Origin of the sequence: Mycobacteroides chelonae CCUG 47445 (assembly GCF_001632805.1) — a bacterium.
In the GTDB taxonomy this organism is placed as follows: domain Bacteria; phylum Actinomycetota; class Actinomycetes; order Mycobacteriales; family Mycobacteriaceae; genus Mycobacterium; species Mycobacterium chelonae.
Map to the genome: position 1 here is coordinate 2077838 of NZ_CP007220.1, position 21086 is coordinate 2098923.

Below are 21086 nucleotides of genomic sequence, written 5' to 3' on the forward strand. Positions count from 1 at the left end.
TTCGCATGCGTCTACGCATCCGAGCTCTGGCCTGCAGCCAGCCATCAGTCACCTCCGTGCCTACTCGGTGCGGCCTTACACATAGAGGTTCTTGTGCCATGAACACCACTTTTTGCGGGCGTCTGCCCAAATTGACACTGATCGCGGCCGCCTTTGCGGCGGCGTTACTGGCGGCTCCGGCCGCCCAAGCCGGTCCGGGTGCGCTCGGCGACGCCCAACAAGTCATCGATGCTCTCAAGGCTCAGGGCAACAAGGTCATCGTCACCAAGACGGGCAACAAGCCACTGTCGCAATGTGTGGCCACGCGGGTACGCAAAGATCTCGACGTCTTCGGCAACCCGCGTATCTACCCGAACATCTCGTCCGGGCCCACCAGGCGGGTATGGCTGTACAGCGTGTACCACGTCGATATCCAGTGCTAATCCCTTGACCTATACCCCTGGGGGGTATTTAATCGGGGTATGAGTTCGCATAGGGATCACCCTCACCATCCGTCGTCTCACGCGCCGGCCGCAACATGCGAATCGGACGTGCATGCTGCGCATGGCAGCATGCACGAACATCACGGGCATCATGGCCAACCCGGGGAGCATGCGGATCACACCGGCCATCAGCACCATGACCATGGCGGTCATGGTGATCATGTCAGGCAGTTCCGCAGGTTGTTCTGGATCATGTTGGGGCTCTCGGTGCCGGTGGTCGCGTTCAACGACATGTTTGCGATGGTCATCGGCTACCAACTGCCCACCACCGGCTGGATCCCGTGGATATCGCCGGTTCTTGGCACCGTCATTTACTTCTGGGGCGGCAAGCCCTTCCTGACCGGGGCGGTCGCCGAGGTGCGCGGACGCAGACCGGGAATGATGCTGTTGATCGGCCTGGCGATCACGGTGGCCTTTGTCGCATCGTGGGGCGCCAGTCTCGGCCTGATCGATCACCAGCTCAATTTCTGGTGGGAGCTGGCGCTTCTGGTGGTGATCATGCTGCTGGGGCACTGGATCGAGATGCGGTCGCTGGCGCAGACCACGTCGGCGCTCGACTCGCTGGCGGCGCTGCTGCCCGATAGCGCCGAACGCGTCGAGGGGGATGCGGTGGTGCCCGTCGCGCCGGCCGATCTTCGGGTCGGTGACATCGTGGTCGTGCGTCCGGGTGGCTCGGTGCCCGCCGACGGCCGAATCACCGAGGGCAGTGCCCATCTGGACGAATCGATGGTGACAGGGGAGTCCCATCCGGTGCGCCGACAGATCGGCGATCAGGTAGTTGCCGGAACCGTGGCCACCGATTCGGGCCTGCGTGTGGAAGTCACGGCAGTCGGTGATGACACCACGCTGGCCGGGATCCAGCGGCTGGTCGCCGATGCGCAGGCCTCCAGCTCGCGCGCGCAACGGATCGCCGACACCGCTGCGGGATGGCTGTTCTGGTTCGCTCTGGGTGCTGCCGCGCTGACGGCCGTGGCTTGGACGATCCTGGGGGAGCCCGATACCGCGGTGGTCCGCGTCATCACGGTGCTGGTGATCGCCTGCCCGCATGCGTTGGGTCTGGCCATTCCTCTGGTCGTCTCCATCGCCACCGAGCGTGCGGCCCGGGGCGGGGTATTGGTGAAAGACCGCCTGGCCCTGGAGCAGATGCGCACCGTGGACGTCGTGCTGTTCGACAAGACCGGAACGCTGACCAAGGGTGCCCCCACCGTGACGGGTGTCGAACCTGCCGACGGACGCGATGCCGACACCGTGTTGGGGCTGGCGGCCGCGGCCGAGACCGACAGTGAGCATCCACTGGCTCGCGCCATCGTGCAGGCCGCTCGCGGACGGGGACTGCCGATCGTTGCCGCGAGCGGCTTTTCCTCCGAGCCTGCGCTGGGGGTCACCGCGGACGTCGCAGGCGTGCAGGTCGCCGTCGGTGGCCCTGCTTTACTGAAAAGGCATGGTGCGCAAGAGCTACCGATCGCCGACAGATGGCGTACCGAAGGTGCGATCATTCTGCATGTGCTGACCGACGGGCAGGTCGCCGGCGCGCTGCGCTTGGCCGATGACATCCGGCCGGAGTCCCGGGACACCGTCGAGGCGCTACACAGGCTGGGTGTATCGGTGGTGATGATCACCGGTGACGCACATGCCGTGGCCAACACGGTGGCCGCTGAGCTCGGCGTGGATCGGGTGTTCGCCGAGGTGCGGCCGGAGGACAAGGCGGCAGCGGTGGCGCAGTTGCAATCCGAAGGACACACCGTGGCGATGGTCGGTGACGGTGTCAATGACGCCCCCGCGCTCGCGCAAGCCGATGTGGGCATCGCGATCGGAGCGGGCACCGATGTTGCGATCGCCTCGGCAGGTGTCATCCTGGGCAGCTCGGATCCGCGCTCGGTGCTCTCGGTCATCGAGTTGTCGCGAGCGGCCTACCGAAGGATGAAGCAGAACCTTTGGTGGGCAGCCGGATACAACCTGATCTCGGTTCCGTTGGCGGCGGGTGTGCTCGCGCCGATCGGATTCGTGCTTCCCATGAGCGTTGGGGCCATTCTGATGTCGGCATCCACCGTGGTCGTCGCGCTCAACGCACAGTTGCTGCGCCGCTTGGATCTTCGTCCGGAACAATCCGTGCGGCGCATCCTTACCGCACCTGGGCGGTGAGAGCCTCGATCACATGGTCCACGGAGGCGCCGCCGAGTAGATCTTGCACTGGCAGCTCGAAATTGAGCTCAGCCTGTACGCGTCGCCGAAATTCGAGCGCCTGCAACGAATCCAGGCCCATCGCCACCATGGGCATGGCGGTGTCGATGGAATCGGCCCGGTCGGCTCCGATGACCTCTGCGAGTAACTGCACAAGATGTCCGGGTCGGTTCTCGGGAGCCACCGCCGCGGGCCGGGTTACCTCGGTGGACGCTACCGGCGCGCTGGTGTCGACGAGCTCGGAGAGCAGCGGACCGTATCCGAAGACTCCCAGTACTTCACGAGCCTGCGTGAGATCGAACGCCCCGACAAGGGTGTTGCCAGTGTGTAGTCCCATCCCGACCGCGAGAGCATCGGCGGGTCTCATGGGATGGACTCCCGCCGCAGCCAGTTTCGCTATGCCTGTGTCATCGAGGTCGAGGTGCGTGGTCCACTGGCCCCACTGCACGGACACGCAATCCAGTCCGGCAGCACGTTGTCGGGTCGCGAGCACGTCCAGCATCCGGTTGCCCGCCGCGTACATCAGCTGGCCCTTGCCGCCGATCGTTGCCACCAGGGATGAGCACAAGACGACGCGGCAGAAATCGGTGCGGGGCAGTGCGTTGAGAACGTTCGTGATCCCTGCGACCTTCGCGTGCAGCGCCTGTTGGAACCGCTCGACCGTAATCTCGCTGAAGGGGAGATCCGAATAGTCCACCGCGGCATGGATGATGAGGTCCGCGGGGGCTTCACGTAGGTCCTCGGCCAGCGTGGCGATAGCAGAGGCATCGGTCACATCACACGACAGCGCACGGACCGTCGCGCCGGTGCTGCGGCGGATCGCGTCGAGCCGTCCGGTCACGGTGTCAGTCTCGCCGGAACGGCTGATCAGGGTGATTTGTCGGGTACCCAGCCGGGCATAGTGCTCACAGAATTCCTGACCGAGTTTTCCTGTTCCGCCGGTTATCACGACGTGATCGGGTACTGCAGTTGCGGTTTCGTGGTCACTGTCCTGATCGGCATCCAGAATGCGCTTGGCGTACATGCCGTCTGCCCGGAGCGCCAACTCCGATTCTCCGGCAGATTGCAGCGCGGCCAAGATGGTGCCGGCATTATCTGGGTGTGCCATATCGTGCGCGAGGTCCAGGTGTCGAAAGACAGTTCCTGGGTGTTCGGCACCCATGCAACGGAACCCGGCGGCGATCGCGGCGTGCACCGGATGTGGCGATGCGTCTGTGGCGACAACCTCTTCGCCCCCGACCGTGACAATCCAGCAACCGGTGACAGAGTTCGACAGCTCTGGCCACCACGTGCGGTCGCCGAAGAACTGTGCCACCGCGTCGGCCGCCCCGAGATCATCGAGATATCCCGCAGCCGGCAGCACGATCACCACAGTGTCTGCGTCTCCGGGACCGGACACCTCTGAGTTGCCGATGATGTGCGCCGATGAACCGAAATCCGATGCGCAGTCCCGGATTGCCGCGGTGAGTGCCCCGGCCTCGCCGGTGGCGTCGATGAGTCCGTAGGCCCTTGGCGGCATCATCGAGCGCCTGGTCACCTTGGTCCAGGCCTCGCGTAACAATCGTGTGTGCGAGGGGGAGTCCGCATCGTGTTCCGGGCGATCGGCGTCCGTGTTGTTGGGCTGCTTGGGTACTGACACCCCACCGCCCGCCCCGCGGTACGACAACCAGAGCGGAACATCGTTGTTCTGGACGTTCGGGAAGTCACGTAGTGGTAGCGAAACCGGTTCGGATGTCTCGGTGCGTAGCGCGTCCCAGTTGTAGTCGAGATCGTGCACGGCGAGGTTCGCGAGGTTGGCGGTGAAGTCGGCCAGATCCGTTGCGGCCCGGGTGGATGTGCCCACCACGCACGCGGTGCGTTCGGCGTCTAGAGCCGAGAGGTTTTCGCGGATCGCCAGCTGCAACGTGGGGTGCTCGCCCAACTCCACGAAGGTGTCAACCTGGGATCTCACCGCAGTCGCGATGGCACGGTCGAAGCGGACGATGTTGCGCAGGTTCCAGAACCAGTACTGTTCCAGGGGGGTATCACTTGTCATCGGTGTACCGAGTGTTGCTCCGATGCAATCGATTTCGGAAGGTTCGAACTCGCTGACGCTGAGGCGCTCGGCAAGTGTCCCGCGAATATCCGCGCCGATCGAGGCGATCATGCTGGTATGAGCCGGGTATCGCACCGCGATGGTCCGTGCGAAGACACCGGCTTGGGTGAGGTGTTCGACGATTTGGTGGACGGTCTCGTGGTGGCCGGAGATTCCCACCATCGACGGGGAGTTGATCACCGAGAGTTCGGCCCAACCTGATTGCCGTGCAAGAAGTTCCTCGCAAGTATCGCGGTCTGCGGCGATCACTGCCATGGTGTAGTCGTCCGCGGGGAACTCGTCGGCGATCTTGGCTCGGGTACCCACCACGGTTACCGCATCGGCAAGGGACATCACGCCGGAGACATAAGCCGCAGCGATCTCACCTTGACTATGTCCGATGGTGGCGTGGGGGTGCACACCCACCGCACGCCACAACGCGGCCAGGCCGGCCATTTGAGTGAACAGGGCCGGCTGAACCGTGCTCGCGCTGTCATCTGCGGGGAGATGTTCGTCGAGAAGGTAATTCAGTGGTGAACGGCCGAACTGCGCATTGAATAATTCCGCGCATCGGTCGACCTCTGTCCGGAAATCGTGGAATCGATCGTAGAAGAGGTTCCCCATTCCCGGGCGTTGTCCGCCCTGCCCGGGGAACACGAATCCGCGTCGGCGTGAGGTCGCGGGCTCGGCATTTCGGATCACATGGGCGTGGTCAGTGCCAGCGACCACGGCCCGCAGTGCCGCTTCCAGTTGGTCGCGGTCTTCGGCGATGATCAGCGCGCGGAAGCGGCGCGCAATGCGGGTCCGAAAGATCATGCCCGCAATACGATCCGGGGTGATTTGCGGGTGGTCAAGCACATACACGAGGAGTGCGGAGGCCTCCCTGCGCAGCACCTCCGGAGTATCCCCAGAGAGCAGAACAGGGATGGTCCCGTTGGGTAAGCGATGGCTAGACATCGTCGCCGTCCTCTCCCTCTGCGGGCATCGCGATGATGGCGTGCGCATTGGCGCCACCGGCTCCGAAGGATGAGACCGCACCGTACCGGATGCCGTTCGTCGGTTCCCAAGAGTGCAGTTTTGTGGCCAGTCGGATCCCGGTCATCGACCAGTCGACCTTGGTGGTGGGGTTGTCCGCGAACAGCGTCGGTGGGATATGTCCCTGCTGACCGGATAACAGCAGTTTGATCAGGCCCATCATTCCTGCGGCGGATTGAGCGTGCCCGGCATTGGATTTCGCCGATCCGAGAAGTGCGTTGGAGCCGCCGGCTCCGTACGTGCTTTGCAGCGCGAGGATCTCGAGCGGATCACCCGCACGGGTGCCGGTTCCGTGTCCTTCGAGCATCCCAATGTCGGCCGGATCGACACCGGAGGCGGCGATGGTCGCGGCGACCAACTTGGCCTGTGCGCGTCCTCGTGGCACCAGAATGGGTTTTCCGCCGCCGTTGTGGTTGGTGCGGACGGCCATGATACGTCCGTACACCCGATGTCCCAGAGCGCGTGCGCGCGATTCACGTTCCAGCACAACCATTCCAACGCACTCACCCCAGAGGGTGCCGTTCGCCTCGTCGGAGTATGAGCGGCAGTGCCCGTCCGGGTCTAGTGCGTGCATCCGTGAGAATTCATAGAACCCCCCGGGTGACCCCATGACACAGACTCCACCCGCGATGGCCCATTCGCATTCGTCGGCTCGAACCGCGGATGTGGCGACATGCAGCGCCGCCAGCGATGAGGCGCATGCGGAGTCGATGCACATGGATGGCCCGATAAGTCCAAGTTGGTGCGAGATGCGGCCGGCGGCGCCGAGTTGTCCACGACCCACCACACGCATGCCGCTATGGGCGTTGACTTCGCCGACCGGAGGACCGTATTCGTTGGGGGAGATGCCAATGAATACACCGGCCTCTGAGCCGTCGAGTGCGCCGGGGTTGAGGCCGGTGTTTTCTAGAGCTTTCCATGCCGAGCGCATGGCCACCCGCTGCTGCGGGTCCATGGCGACGGCCTCCCGTTGTGTGATGCCATAGAAGGTGGGGTCGAAAGCGCCTGCATCGGTAAGGAATCCACCCGCATCTGACACACGGCCCCAGCCGTCGAGATTGGACAGTGACAACAGTTCGTCGATAGGCCAATCGCGATCACGGGGGAATGGGCTGATGAGCTCGCGGCCGTCGGCCAGTGCGCGCCAGAACGCTGCAGGGGTGTCGATTCCTCCGGGCGCCTCGATCGCCATCCCGGAGATGACAACGGGATCGGCGTCGGTGGCGCTCATCGTTGCGGAGAGATTGTGCGGGCTGCGTTCCCGGCCAGTAGCTCGGCCAGGGCTTCGGTCTGGGAGTTCAGGAAGAAATGCCCGCCATCGAACAACGTTACTTCGAGTTCATCAGTGTGCTTACTCCAACTGTAGAGGTCGGCCATGGTAATCATGGGGTCCTGGTCCCCGCCGATCGAGTGGATACGCGCGGCAACCCTAACTCCGTCGGCGCACTCGTATGCGTTGAAGGCCCGGTAGTCGCCCTTCATGACCGGTAGCGCCATTCGCATGACATCGAGACTGCCCATGACCGCGGAATTCGTGCCATCGAGGGCGCCCATATGAGCCAGCACCGCGTCATCGTCGGTCGGCAGGGCAGGCTTGCCGGCGATATTGGCTGGCGCCACCGCCGAGGAGACGGTGAGTTGACGCACGTCCAGTCCGGCGGCCTCCGCCAGCCGGACGAACTCGAAGGAGACGACCGCGCCCATGCTGTGGCCAAAGGTGTGGATCGAAAGGCCACGATTGTGCTCGGACGATTGGAACTCGGCGAACGCCCCCGAAGCAATATCGGTAAGTGTCGGCAGCGCGGGCTCACCCGCGCGATCTTGTCGCCCGGGATATTGGAATATCACGACATTGAAATTTGCTGAAGCAGCCTTTGAGAGCATGCGATATGCTGAAGCGCCGGCGCCTGCATGGGGGAAGAGCAGTAGCAACGGGGCGTCGGGTGACTCTGGCTTGTGGAACTGCCTGATCCATCCGAGTTTGCGATCCACGTCGAGCTTCCTTCCAACTTGCAGATAGTTAGATTAGCCTAACGTAACCCGTCGTTGGGTACGCAGCTCGCATTCCGACCGTGGTGATTGACGGCACCCATGGGCCGTCACTCGCTGCCGCCGACAGACATTAAGGTAAGGCTAGGCATAGTTCTTAGATTGAGGTGGTTCGTTTCATGCGCGCGGAGTCGTTCGGATTCCAGGCTTTCGTCCTTGGCGGTGACGCCCGATGACTGGCGAGCAGTTGTCCGCACTGGACCGCCGACGGGAGCTGCTGCGCAAACGGCTCGCCGAAAGCGGCGTTGCGGCGCAATCCGCCACCGACGCGGCACCGCGGGTCCAAGCGGGCGAGCGGCGCGAACTCGCGCCCGGACAGAGACGCATGTGGTTCCTGCAGGTCAAGGATGAGGCTGACACAACGCTGAATGTCGGTGTTGCGCATCGGATGCGCGGTTCTCTCGATGAGACTCGGTTGCGCGGCGCCTTCGCGGCGGTTATCCGGCGCCACGACATTCTGCGCACTACGTATGGTGTTGACGCTGCCGGAGAGCCGTATCAGGTCTTCGCTGAAGATGTCGAACTTCCTTGGAGCACTATAGATTTAGGAAATCTTGAGGAGAGTGCCCGGGAGCGGGAGGTTCGGGCGCTGGCCGAGCGCGAGCTTGGCCGCCCGTTCGAACTGACCGTCGACCCACCGCTACGGATCACGCTGCTCCGCATGGATGCACAGGAGTTCGTGCTGCTGTTGGTCGTGCACCACATCGGGTTCGACGAGGATTCCTGGGAGGTGTTCTTCACCGAGCTGAGCGACTACTACAACTCCCGTCCGGTTCAGGGCGATGCTCCTCAATTCATGGTCGTGGGTGCGGTCGAGTCCCAGACGTCGGATGTCGGCATCGACTATTGGCGTCAGTCGCTGACGCCCCTTCCAGAGTCTCTGGACCTTCCGGGCTCCTCGTCGTCAAACCTGACCTCCCGAACGGCGCGGCGGCGAGCAGTCCCGCTGTCCTCCGACACCACCGGGCGGATGGAGGAGTTCGCCCGTGCGCACTCGGCGACGCCGTTCATGGTCCTTTTGGCGGCCTTCGGAACGCTTGTTCATCGGTACACCGGGGCGACTGACTTCTTGGTCGCCATCCCCGTGGTGGAGCGCAAGGCCAACGCGGAAAAGGCAATTGGTTATTTTGGCAACACCGTGCTGCTGCGGGCCGCCGTGGATCCGAGTATGGGTTTCGCCGCGTACGTAGCCACAGTGCGTGAGGCGTGCCTGGGAGCATTTGGCCACCAGAACATTGGGATCGATGAGGTGGTGCGCGCGGTCAATCCGAGCCGCTCCACCGGCCGTGACGGGCTGGATGATCTGGTGCGGCTCGGTTTCAGTATGCGTAAAGATCCCAACGGATACCTATTGGCCGGCGTAGAGACCAGCAGAATCGATCTCGACGGGGGTGCCGCGCAAGTGCCGCTCGCGCTGGCGATCGCGACGGATTCGTCGGGCACCATGGTGGAGATCGAGTATCAGACCGATGCGCTGCCTCAATGGCTTGTGGATCAGCTCCTCGAACACTACCGACGGCTGCTTGAGGATGGTCTGGCCCGCCCCGGGGAGCCACTCGCACGACTGGACCCCTTTGGCGACGAAGAACGTTCGGCGGTGCTGGCGCAGTCACACGGAGCGCTGTCCGATGTCCCGCGCACGACGCTCGTCAACGTTCTTCAAGACGCGGCTCGGACAACACCGGATGCCTTAGCTGTGGTGTCTGATGAAGTGGAACTCACCTACGAGGCGCTACATCGTCGCGCGAATCGCGTTGCGCGATGGCTTATCGGCCAAGGGGTTGGTACGGAGGATGTGGTTGCCCTCCAGATGTCGACATCGGTCGAGTTCATCGTCGCGATGTTCGCGGTCCTCAAGTCGGGCGCGGCGTACATGCCCATCGATCCTGCGCTTCCCGAGGACCGAATCGAGTACCTGACCACCGATGCGAATCCCCGGATTATTTGGGGTACAAGCGAGTTCCGGGTCGCGGAGGAAAAGGCCGCGAACCTTTCCGACACCGAAGTCGCCGACACGGACCGGCTGCGCCCGTTGCTGCCTGAGAGCCTGGCCTATGTGATCTACACGTCCGGGTCCACCGGGCGGCCCAAAGGGGTTGCCGTCGCGCATGAGGCGATCGCCGAGCATGTGGTGTCCTTCATGGTCGACTGGAGTATGACGGCTGAGGATCGGATGCTGCAGTCGACCTCGGTCAGTTTCGATGCCTCGTTGGCCGACATCTTGTGCCCCTTGTCCCTGGGGGCACAGCTTGTCCTTCCTAAGCCGAACCCATTCTCCGACATCGCGTATGTGATCGACCTGGTCCGTCGTCGGGGTGTGACGGTGCTACATATGGTGCCGTCTCTGCTCAATTCCGTGATGTTGTTGCCGGAGGCTCGTGAGCTGCGTGGGCTGAGGCACATTCCGGTTGGTGGTGAAGCGCTTCCGGGTGAGGTGGCGGACAAGTTCGCCGTCATGTTCGACGCTGAGCTGAGGAATCATTACGGGCCGACTGAGGCGGTGGTGTGTTCGACATACATGCCTGTTGAAGGCCCCCAAGGTAATTCGATCGTGCCGATAGGCCGTCCCAATCGCAATGTGTACGCATACGTGTTGGATGAGGCGCTCCAGCTGGTGCCCGCAGGCGTTGTCGGTGAGTTGTATCTCGGAGGTGTGCAGCTGGCACGGGGTTATCGTGGCAGGCCCGTGCTCACTGCGGAAAGGTTCGTGGCCGACCCGTTCAGTTCCGGGGGTCGGCTGTACCGCACCGGTGACCTGGTGCGGCGCAACGTATCTGGTGAGCTTGAGTTCGTGGGCCGCGCTGACGAGCAAGTCAAGGTGCGGGGATTCCGCATTGAGCTCGGCGAGGTGGAGGGTGTCATCGGCGCTGATCCGCGGGTCGGTCGCTGTGTGGTGACGGTGGTGGAGGATGCGCAGGTGGGGCCGATGCTGGCCGCCTATGTCGTGCCCGCGTCCGATGGTACCGCCGGGGAAATCGACCTGGAGGAATTGCGCGCCCGGGCTCAGGAAACGTTGCCGGCTTACATGGTGCCGAGCGCATTCGCAGTCATTCCCGAGATTCCCCTGACCACCAGCGGCAAGCTTGATAAGCGGGCGCTACCCGCCCCAGAAACGATGGCGGAGAGGGTTTTTCTGGCTCCTGCCACGCCTACTGAACGCCGGATGTGTGCGATCTTCTCGCATCTGTTCGGGCGGGAGCAGATCAGCGCCGATGACTCGTTCTTCGAGCTGGGCGGTCACTCGCTGTTGGCTGCGCGCCTCGTCGCGCAGATCCGTGCTCAGTTCGGCATCGACCTGACCGTGCGCACGGTCTTCGACAGCCCTACTCCGGCGGGGCTCGCTGGCGAGCTCGTTACGTACTTCCGCGAGGAGTTCGAGATCGAGCTCGACGAGCTGGATCTCGATGACTCCGACGAGATGGAGGTCGCTCCCCAGGACGGTCGTCCGGATCTCGTCCAAGCTGTCCGCCCGGAACGTCTCCCGCTGTCCTCGTCCCAGCTGTCGATGTGGTTCGAGTGTCAGATGGAGGGTGTTACCGATATCGGCAACATGTGGCTGGCATTGCGCTTCGACGGTCCCTTGCAGACACCGGCCCTGACCGCCGCCCTCAACGACGTGGTTGCCCGGCACGAGATGCTACGCACCAATTTTGCGATTCATGAGGGTGGGCCGTATCAGGTCGTGCATCCGTCGCGAGAGCTGTCGGTTCCGATCCTCCGGACGGATCCGGACAACCTTACGGACACCCTGGACGAGCTGCGACACCATATTTTCGGGCTGGAATCCGAGCCGCTGTTTCGTTCTTCGATTGTGGAGCTGAGTGCCGAGCAGCACGTGCTTGCCCTGGCGGTGCATCACCTGGTGGTGGACCATGTCTCATTCACCGTGATCGTCGATGATCTTGTGGCCGCATACCGTGCCCGAGCGGCGGGCCAGGCACCACAGTGGGATCCGCAACCGGTGCAATACGCGGACTATGTCCTGTGGCAGCGCGACGCGTTCGGCGTCGAGAGCGAGTTCGGTCAGGCCGAGGTCACTTATTGGCGCGAGCTGCTGGCTGGGATACCCGTCGAGATCGCGGTGGCACATGATCGTGCGCGGCCGCAGATTCTCGGAAAACGTGGTGAGGTTGAAAAGTTCACCGTCGCGCCCGAGCGTAGGCAGGCACTGACTCGGATGGCCGAGCTGCATGGTGTCACCGAGTTCATGGTCTACCAGGCGGCATTGGCCGCCACCCTGCATCGCCTCGGTGGTGGTACGGACATCGTGATCGGTAGCCCGGTTGCGGCCCGGGTGCACCCCGATGTCGCGAATCTTGTGGGCTTGTTCGCCAATATGGTGGCGCTGCGAAACGATTTGTCCGAGGACCCGACACTGGGCGAGGTATTGCAGCGAAGCCGTGATGCCACCCTCAACGCGCATGCACACCAGGAACTGCCCATCGAGAAACTGGTAGAGGCCATCAATCCACCGCGTTCCCTGTCTTGGAATCCCTTGTTCCAGACCATGGTGAATTTCCGTGGTGCGGATTGGGGTACGGAGGCGCGAGATCTGACAGGTTCTGGCGAGACCTCATTGGTACCACTGCCCATGGAGGTGGACGTCTCCTATCTGGATCTGAACTTCGCGCTGAACGTCACCCCGTCGGGCGGGCTCGACGTTTCGGTGGTGGCCAACGCAGATCTGTACGACCCCGAGACGACGAGACTGATCGCGCGGGCGCTGGACGCGGCGTTCGATGCGTTCGCCACGGATCAGGACGTACGTGTTTCTGAGGTTGTGCTGCTGCCTGCCGATGTGCTGGAACGACTGCTAGCGGCGCCTGCCGCCGCGCACGAACGTGCCGCGGCACCGGTGAGTGAGGGGTCCGAGGAGACCAAACTCGCGCTTATCGGCATCCTGGAAGAGCTGCTGGAGATTAGTGATATCGACCCGGAGGACAACTTCTTCGCCCTTGGTGGAGACAGTGTCATCTCCATCCAATGGTCGACGCGTGCCGCTGAACGTGGGTTGGCGATGACTCCGCAAATGGTGTTCGAATGTGCGACCATCTCTCAACTCGCGGGTGCCGTCGACGCTGCTGACAATGTTGCGGCAGAAACGAATTCGAATTCCGAAACCGAAGTGGAGCACAGTGCTCCGATGAGTGCCTCTGGTCTGAGCGCCGAAGCGCTCGCCGAGCTCACCGCATCCTGGCAGGCGCAGTCGTGACCGGTACCGACCAGCAACCGCAGATCGAGGACGTGCTGGCGCTAAGTCCCTTGCAGGAGGGCTTCTTTGCGCTTTCCCAGCTGGCCGATGAGAGCGTCGACCTGTACAGCATGCAGTTCGTTGCAGATATCGAGGGAGAGCTCGACGTCGATCTGCTGCACCGCAGCGCGCAGGCGCTCCTGACACGGCATCCCAATCTGCGCGCCGCATTCTGGGATCGCGGGTTGCCCAAGCCTGTGCAGATCGTGCCTTCGCACGCGGACATCCCGTGGGAGGAGCGTGAGGCACGGGCGACGGATTTCGACGATATCGCGTTGGCGGAACGCCGCCGTCCGTTTGATCTGGGCAAGGGTCCGGCGATACGCATCCTGCTTCTCACGGTGCCCGGTGGCGTACATCGCCGGATGATCGTCACCACCCATCACATACTCATGGATGGTTGGGCGATCGCCATCTTCTTCTCCGAGCTGCTCGCTGCGTATCAGGCGGCCGGATCTGTCGACGGATTGCCGACGGTTCGCCCGTACCGTGATTACATCGCGTGGCTCAACGCGCAGGACACCACCGCTGCGACCGAGCGGTGGACGCGCTATCTCGGAACCGTGTCCGGACCACTCATGCTGGCCGATGGTGTTGTCGCCGCACATGAGAGTGTGCCTGAGAAATCGCAATTCCTTTTGACCCCAGCGGAAACCGCGCGTCTTCGTCAGTGGTCGGCCGCTAACGGGCTCACCCTGAACACCGTGACGGCCTTCGCCTGGGCCCTGGTGCTCGGCAGGCTGACGGATCGCACCGATGTGGTGTTCGGCACCATCGTGTCTGGGCGGCCCAAGGAACTTCCCGATGTCGAACGGATGGTCGGGCTTTTCATCAACTCGGTGCCGATGGTGCACCACATCGAATACTCGATGTCGGTCATCGAACAGTGTGCGCAGTTGCAGCGCGAAGCGGCGGCGATGCGTGATATCGGATATCTGAGCCTTTCTGCGCTGCAACGGGCCGAGGGTAGTGCCGCGTTGTTCGACACCCTGTTCGTCTTCGAGAACGCCCCGATCGGCGACGCGGTGCAAGAGGTCGAGATGGCCGACGGTGCCCGCTTCCGCCCGGTGGAGATGGAAAGTTTGGCGCACTATCCGCTAACGGTGGTTTCGCATATGCTTGGCGAATCGCTGTTGGTGATGATCGAGGCGATTCCCGAAGCACTGCAGTACTTTTCGGGAGCGAGTGTCGGCGAGCGGCTGGTTTCTGTGTTACGTCAATTGCCGGATATCGGCGATGCGAGCCCAGGAGCCATTGATGTCCTGACCTCGGGCGAGCGGGTGGAGATTGCCGTCACGGCATCCGCGGCAGATGCGTCAGTGGATTCGGTGTGGAAGCTCTTCGAGCGGCAGGTGATGAGTCAGCCCGATGCCGTCGCCCTGACGACGGGGGCCAAAGAAAGCTACACCTACGCACAGTTGCATGCCGCCGCGTGCAGGTTGGCGAATGAACTCGTCGAACATGGCGTGGGGTCTGAAATGACGGTGGCGCTGGCACTTCCGCGCTCCGTCGAGTCGATTATTGCCATCCTTGGGGTACTGGCCGCCGGTGCGGCATACGTTCCCATCGACATGGGACTACCTGCGGCACGTATCGAATCGATTCTGCGCCAATCTGATCCGAAACTTGTCATCACCATTACCGAGCACGGCGACCTCGTAGGGGCGCAGCACCGGACGGTAGTGCTTGGCGATCCTGCGACCGCGGAGCGGATCTCACATCAGCCTGCGGAGGCTCCTGCTATCTCCAGGCACCCTGACCAGAGCGCCTATCTCATCTTTACCTCCGGATCCACGGGTGAGCCCAAGGGCGTCATCGGCACACACGGTGCGCTGATGAATTACGCTGCCGACCATCGTGATCGGGTCTACCGGCCGGCCACCGCCCGATTGGGGCGCAAGCTTCGGATCGCCCACGCCTGGTCACTGAGCTTCGATGCCTCATGGCAGCCGATGATCGGTCTATTGGACGGGCACTCCGTGCACCTGTTCGATGCCGAGGCCATGCGGGACGCGCACCGACTGGTGCAGGGCATAGTCGAGCACGGCATCGACATGATCGATACCACGCCGTCGATGCTGGCGCAGTTGTCCGCCGCGGGGCTGCTGGATCGGGAGCTTCCCGTGCTGGCGCTGGGTGGCGAGGCCATTGAGGCCGCCTTGTGGAACCGTCTGAGCGCGTTGACCGAGACCGCCGTCTACAACTGCTATGGCCCAACGGAAACCACAGTCGAAGCGGTTGTCGCAGGGGTGAAGGACTATCCGGCGCCCACCATCGGTACGCCGAATCAGGGCATGACCGGCTATGTGCTGGATTCACGGCTGAGGCCGGTGCCGGATGGAGCCGTGGGCGAGCTGTACCTTGCCGGGGCCCAGCTGGCTCGCGGCTATGCAGGAAAACCGGCGGTGACGGCTAGTGCCTTTGTTGCCGACCCCCAGCTACCTGGGCAACGCATGTACCGGACGGGTGATCTGGTGCGCCGCTTACCTCATGGCGGTTTCGCATATCTGGGCCGGGCCGATTCCCAGGTGAAGATCCGCGGTTACCGGGTCGAGGTCGGCGAGATTGAATCGGCGCTGCGTCTGCAGCCGGGTGTGCAGACTGCCGCAGTGGCCGTGGTGCGCCGCGCCGGCGGCGCGAGCCTCGTGGGGTTCATTGTGCCCCAACAGGAACTGGCCCAATTCGATACCACTCGGACTGCGATGAGGCTCGCCGATCGACTGCCGTCGTACATGATGCCATCGCGTTTGGTCGTGCTTGAGCGGCTGCCCGTCACGGTGAATGGCAAGTTGGACGGTGACGTGCTTGAGCGGCTTGCGCTGGATGCACTGTCGGGAGGCGGCTCCGGGGGCGACGGGGCACAACCTGCCACCACCACCGAATGCGCGCTGTGTGACTGCTGCGCCGAACTGTTTGACGGAACGGCGCCGGGTATCGATGAAGACTTCTTCTCGCTCGGGGTTGACAGCATCGTGGCGATCTCGTTGGTCAACAAGGCGCGTAAGCGCGACCTGATGATTACCCCGCGGATGGTGTTGGCCGCGCCAACAATTCGACAGCTTGCGGCCCTCATTGACGAACGAGCCGATCGGTCCAACCGTTCTGAAGGCATTGATTCGCTTGCGGGAGAACCCGATTATGGCGAAGTTCCGCCGTTGCCGGTGGTGTCCTGGATGTACGAGAGTGAAACATACCGTCGGCTCTCGCTGTCAGTGCTTGTCCGGCTGCCCGAGGGCATCGACAGTCGGCAGATAGAGCAGATGCTCCAACTGCTTCTTGATGGATTCGCCATGTTGCGGTCGACCCTGGTGGACACCCCCGACGGCCCGCGCGTGGTCACCCGTGAAGCCGGGACGGTGCGTGCCGAGAGCGTGCTCAGCCGCGTGGAACTGCCCGTAGGCGAAGCTGCTCACGCCGCGATCACCGCGGCCGCGCGGGACGCTTTCGATGCGCTGGATCCGCGGTCGGGTTCCATGGTTCGGGCAACCTGGCTCGCGGATGCAGAATCGGGTGACGCCTTGCTGTTGACCGTCCATCATCTGGCGATGGACGTCGTGTCCTGGCACATTGTGTTGGGTTACCTCGCCGACGCGTGGCATGCGGTGGCATCCGGTGGTGTGCCCAAGGCGCCCATGGAATTCACCTCGTATCGTCGGTGGAGTCAGCTGATGCAGCAGCGGGCGCCCAGCGAGGACGTCTCACGGCAACGTGACTACTGGATCACACAAATATCCGGTGCGGATCCGGAACTCGGATCACGGCATGCAGATCCAGCGCGCGACACCTGGGGGACCCTGCAAACCACTTCAGTACCGACACCTGTGGACACCACCGCGCGCCTGTTGGCCTCGCTGAACAAGCCCGAAGGTGTCTATGGATTTCTCTTGGCGGCGCTGGCGGTCACGGTGGCAAGTTGGCGTGCACAGCGTGGGCAGGACTCGGCCGCAGGCACTTTGGTCTCATTGGAGGGACACGGCAGGGCCGACTCCGAGTTGGACACCGACACCAGCGGCACCGTGGGCTGGTTCACTACCATCTACCCGGTTCGTGTCGGCGCGGGCGAGTCGGCGATAGACATCGACCGGGCGGAGAACGACCGCGACGCGGCCGGACGGCTCTTGGCTGCGGTCGCCGCGCGTCTCGGCGAGATCCCGAATCAGGGACTGGACTATGGCTTGCTCCGCTATGCGGAGCGCAATGCTGAGCTGGTCGCGGCACGGGATCCGCAGATCCAGTTCAATTACGTGGGCCGGATGGATATCAGCGGGATCGATGACCAGCCGTGGTCCCTCATCACGGATGTGCGAAGCCTCGCTGTGCCTCCGGACTCCGAGCCGGATCTACCCCTGCGATTCGGCATCAACATCGGCGCTGCGGTGATGACGACCGCCGAGGGGCCTCAGTTGGTCACCAACTGGCAGTGGAGCTCCAACCTTTTCACCTCGGAAGATGCCGACCAGCTGGCGCGGCTGTGGCAACGAAGCGTTGCCGCGCTGGCTCAGGCACTCGACGGATAGCGACAGGAAGACAGCACGGATGGAATCAATCGGCAGGGACGAGATCAAGGCGACCGTCGCGGACCTCATCGGGGTTGCCCCCCAAGAGATCTCGGACGTTGATGACCTCATCACGCTCGGACTGGACTCGATTCGCATGATGACTCTGGCCGGTGGATGGCGTAAGCGCGGCAGCCGCATCACCTTTGCGCAGCTCGCTGCCGAGCCGTCGGTCCAGTCCTGGCATGCGCTGTTGGGAGAGGGCGTGGCACCGGCCGCAGAGGTTGGCGACGGCGTCACGTCCACCGACACCCCGGAGGGCGCGGCGGAGGATGAGCCCTTCCCGTTGGCCACCATGCAGCACGCCTACTGGATTGGCCGCTCGGAGGATCAGGAGCTCGGTGGCGTGGCCGCGCACCTGTACGTCGAATTCGACGGTGGAGCAATCGATCCCGAGCGGCTTCGGCGGGCAGTTGAGCAGCTCGTCGCGGCACATCCGATGTTGCGCACCAGGTTTTTGCCCGACGGTACCCAGCAGACTCTGACCGTCCCCGAGCGTGACGTCTTCAGTGTGGTGGACCTACGTGGACGTACGGATGAGGAAATCGAGGCGGCACTGACCGAGCTCCGTGAACGCAAGACGCATCAGCGTTTGGCGATCGAGGACGCTCAGGTGCTCGACGTCACCCTGACCCTGCGCGACGAGGAGAACAGTCGGCTACATCTGGATGTGGACATGCTGGCCGGTGACGCGATGAGCTACCGGGTACTGGTGTCCGATCTGGCCGCGCTGTATCACGGTGCGGCACAACCGGAGTTGGGATACACCTACCGGCGGTATCGCACCGAGCAGCGCGGCGACGAGTCGGCGCGCGAGCGTGACCGTCAATGGTGGAGCGAGCGGCTGGACGACCTGCCGGGTGCGCCGGAGCTGCCCACCGTGCCGGTGATTGAACGGGCCGAACCGCACCGCACCGTGCGCTACGACTACTGGCTGGAACCGCACGCCAAGCAGCAGCTACTGGCGGCCGCACATCAGCGCGGCATCACCCCCGCGATGGCGATGGCCGCGGTGTTCGCCGAAACCGTCGGTGGGTGGTCGGCGCAAAGCCGGTTCCTGCTGAATGTCCCGCTGTTCCATCGCGAATCGGTACACCCCGATATCGACAGGGTGATTGGCGATTTCACCTCTTCGATCATGCTCGACGTCGATCTCACCGACCAGATGTCGGTGGCCGACCGCGCTCGCGCGTTGCAGCGCAATATGTACGAGAGCGGAGCGCATTCGGCCTACCCGGGGCTCAATGTGCTCCGGGACCTGGGCAGGCATCGCGGTGAGCCGGTGTTGGCCCCCGTGGTGTACACCAGCGCGCTGAACCTGGGAGAGCTGTTCGCCAAGTCGGTCATGGACACCTTTGGCGAACCGGTCTGGATCATTTCCCAAGGACCGCAGGTGCTGCTGGATGCGCAGGTCACCGAGGTACGTGGCGGACTGCTGCTCAACTGGGATGTGCGCGAATCGGCCTTCCCGGCCGGCATGGTCGACACCATGTTCACGCGCTACACCGATGCGGTGGCCGCGCTCTGTGCCGGTGATGACGGCTGGAATGCCGATGCGGCCGTGCGGCTTCCGGCCTCACAGGCCGAGGTCAGACGCGCCGTCAATGCGACCGACGGCCCGGTGAGCGGACGATGCCTGCACGAAGGATTCTTCGATTTCGCGAAGACCCAACCCGGCGCATCCGCGGTGGTGTGGGGCTTCGGCGACGAGGACGGGGTCTGGACCTACGGCGACCTGGCCGCGCAGGCCCTGGCCGTGGCCGGCGCGCTGCAGGCTCGTGGCGTTCGGCCCGGCGACGCGGTGGCGGTGCAGTTGCCCAAGGGGCGCGATCAGATTCTCGCCGTGCTCGGTGTACTTGCCGCCGGGGCGACGTACATCCCGATCGGATTCGACCAGCCCGCCCGCCGCCGTGCCAGCATCCTCGAGACCGGTGGTGTCGCGATGGCGATAACCGTTCCGGGCGCTGATATTCCGGTGCCGTCGCTGTCCATCGATGAGGCCCGGAATCACGGTGAGCCGCTGGCCGCCCCGGTCATTCCCGCGACTGATGCGATCGCATATGTCATCTTCACCTCGGGCTCGACCGGCACTCCCAAGGGCGTGGACGTACTGCACCGCGGGGCGATGAACACCATCGACGCCGTCAACGAGTGGTTCGATGTCGGCCCCACTGACAGGGTGCTGGCGCTCTCGGCGCTGGAGTTCGACGCATCCGTGTACGACATCTTCGGCATGTTCTCGGTCGGCGGATCACTGGTGGCGGTCGACGTCGCACAGCGTGCCGAGGCCACTACGTGGGTGGATCTGCTCCGGCGCCACAAGGTTTCGATCCTCAACTGTGTGCCGAGCATGCTCGACATGATCCTGGAGATCGGCGGTAACGGCCTGGGTGACTCGCTGCGGGCTGTCACACTCGGCGGTGACTGGGTGGGCGCTGACCTGGCGACGCGTCTGGCCCAACAGGTGCCGGGCTGCAGGTTCTCCGGCCTCGGCGGAGCCACCGAGACGTCGATCCACAACACCATCTGCGAAGTGGTGGGAGACCCGCCCGCACACTGGGCGACAGTGCCTTTCGGTGTGCCGCTTCGTAACGTCCGGTGCCGGGTGGTCTCACCCGCGGGTCGTGACTGCCCGGACTGGGTCCCCGGTGAGTTCTGGGTGGGCGGCGCCAATGTCGCGGCCGGATACCGTAAGGACCCCGAACGCACCGCGGAGCGATTCGTCGAGTACGACGGACTGCGCTGGTACCGGACGGGAGACATGGCCAGGTACTGGCCGGACGGAACCATCGAGTTTCTGGGCCGTGCGGACCATCAGGTGCAGATCCGCGGATACCGCGTGGAGCTGGGCGAGGTGGAAAGCGCCTTGCGTATGGTCCCCGGAGTACGCCATGCCGTTGCGGCCATCGTCGGCGGTGATGCGCCGATTCTTGTTGCCGCGGTGTCGGGTACCCCGGACCGGTCGGCGGATTACGCGACGCTGCTCGGTGACCTGGTCCCCGGATACATGGTTCCGGCCCGCGTCGAGCTCCTCGATCAGATGCCGTTGACGCCGAACGGGAAGATCGATCGGGGAGCGGTGACCGCTCTGCTCGACGAGGCGGCGACCACCGCCACCGACTCGGCTCCCCGGGATGATCTCGACACAGCCCTCGCCGACCTGATGGCAGGCGTACTGGGCCTGGAATCCATTGGAGTGTACGACGACTTCTTCGCTCAGGGTGGTGACTCGGTGCTCGCCACGACAGTCATTGCGCGAGTGCGTGACTGGTTGTCGGTCGAGCACGCGCTAGTCGGAGACCTCTTTGCCACCCGCACCGTCGCCGGGCTTGCCGACAGGCTTAAGCAGCGTGAGATCGAACTGGGCACTCCGGATCGCCTGGCCGTAGTCGCCGGGCATTACCTGGAGATCGCGGCGATGACCGACGAGGAGATCCTGGCCGGCACCACCTGACCGA

General features: G+C 63.7%; 8 protein-coding genes. 5 read left to right on the forward strand and 3 right to left on the reverse strand.

Features of this window, described 5'->3' with window-relative positions:
- The first annotated feature begins 98 nt into the window (after positions 1 to 98).
- Both BB28_RS10355 and BB28_RS10365 read left to right on the forward strand, forming a co-directional pair.
- Positions 99 to 422, forward strand: coding sequence for a hypothetical protein (locus BB28_RS10355; RefSeq protein WP_046253451.1), 324 nt, complete (start codon positions 99 to 101; stop codon positions 420 to 422).
- A gap of 252 nt (positions 423 to 674) precedes the next feature.
- Positions 675 to 2624 (forward strand): heavy metal translocating P-type ATPase, encoded by a 1950-nt coding sequence (locus BB28_RS10365; RefSeq protein ID WP_064393454.1) that lies wholly within the window; start codon positions 675 to 677, stop codon positions 2622 to 2624.
- Here the strand turns inward: BB28_RS10365 and nbtC are convergent.
- Genes nbtC through BB28_RS10380 form a run of 3 tightly spaced genes read right to left on the reverse strand, consistent with a single transcriptional unit; the run spans position 2605 to position 7764 of the window.
- Entirely contained in the window at positions 2605 to 5631 is a 3027-nt protein-coding gene (gene nbtC, locus BB28_RS10370; protein WP_046253453.1) for a nocobactin polyketide synthase NbtC, read from the reverse strand. The genes BB28_RS10365 and nbtC overlap by 20 nt on opposite strands.
- Positions 5632 to 5686: 55 nt before the next feature.
- Complete coding sequence (locus BB28_RS10375; protein ID WP_046253454.1) at positions 5687 to 7003, reverse strand: beta-ketoacyl [acyl carrier protein] synthase domain-containing protein; 1317 nt, start codon at positions 7001 to 7003, stop codon at positions 5687 to 5689.
- Entirely contained in the window at positions 7000 to 7764 is a 765-nt protein-coding gene (locus tag BB28_RS10380; protein WP_046253455.1) for a thioesterase II family protein, read from the reverse strand. The genes BB28_RS10375 and BB28_RS10380 overlap by 4 nt, the downstream gene beginning before the upstream one ends.
- A 229-nt stretch (positions 7765 to 7993) precedes the next feature.
- On the opposite strand from BB28_RS10380, the gene BB28_RS10385 reads away from it, so the two are divergent.
- The 3 genes from BB28_RS10385 to BB28_RS10395 are packed head-to-tail and all read left to right on the forward strand — an operon-like array spanning position 7994 to position 21082.
- Positions 7994 to 13033, forward strand: coding sequence for a non-ribosomal peptide synthetase (locus BB28_RS10385; protein WP_046253456.1), 5040 nt, complete (start codon positions 7994 to 7996; stop codon positions 13031 to 13033).
- Entirely contained in the window at positions 13030 to 17589 is a 4560-nt protein-coding gene (locus BB28_RS10390; RefSeq protein ID WP_046253457.1) for a non-ribosomal peptide synthetase, read from the forward strand. Before BB28_RS10385 ends, BB28_RS10390 begins: the two co-directional genes overlap by 4 nt.
- A 19-nt stretch (positions 17590 to 17608) precedes the next feature.
- Positions 17609 to 21082, forward strand: coding sequence for a non-ribosomal peptide synthetase (locus BB28_RS10395; RefSeq protein WP_046253458.1), 3474 nt, complete (start codon positions 17609 to 17611; stop codon positions 21080 to 21082).
- Positions 21083 to 21086: the final 4 nt, after the last annotated feature.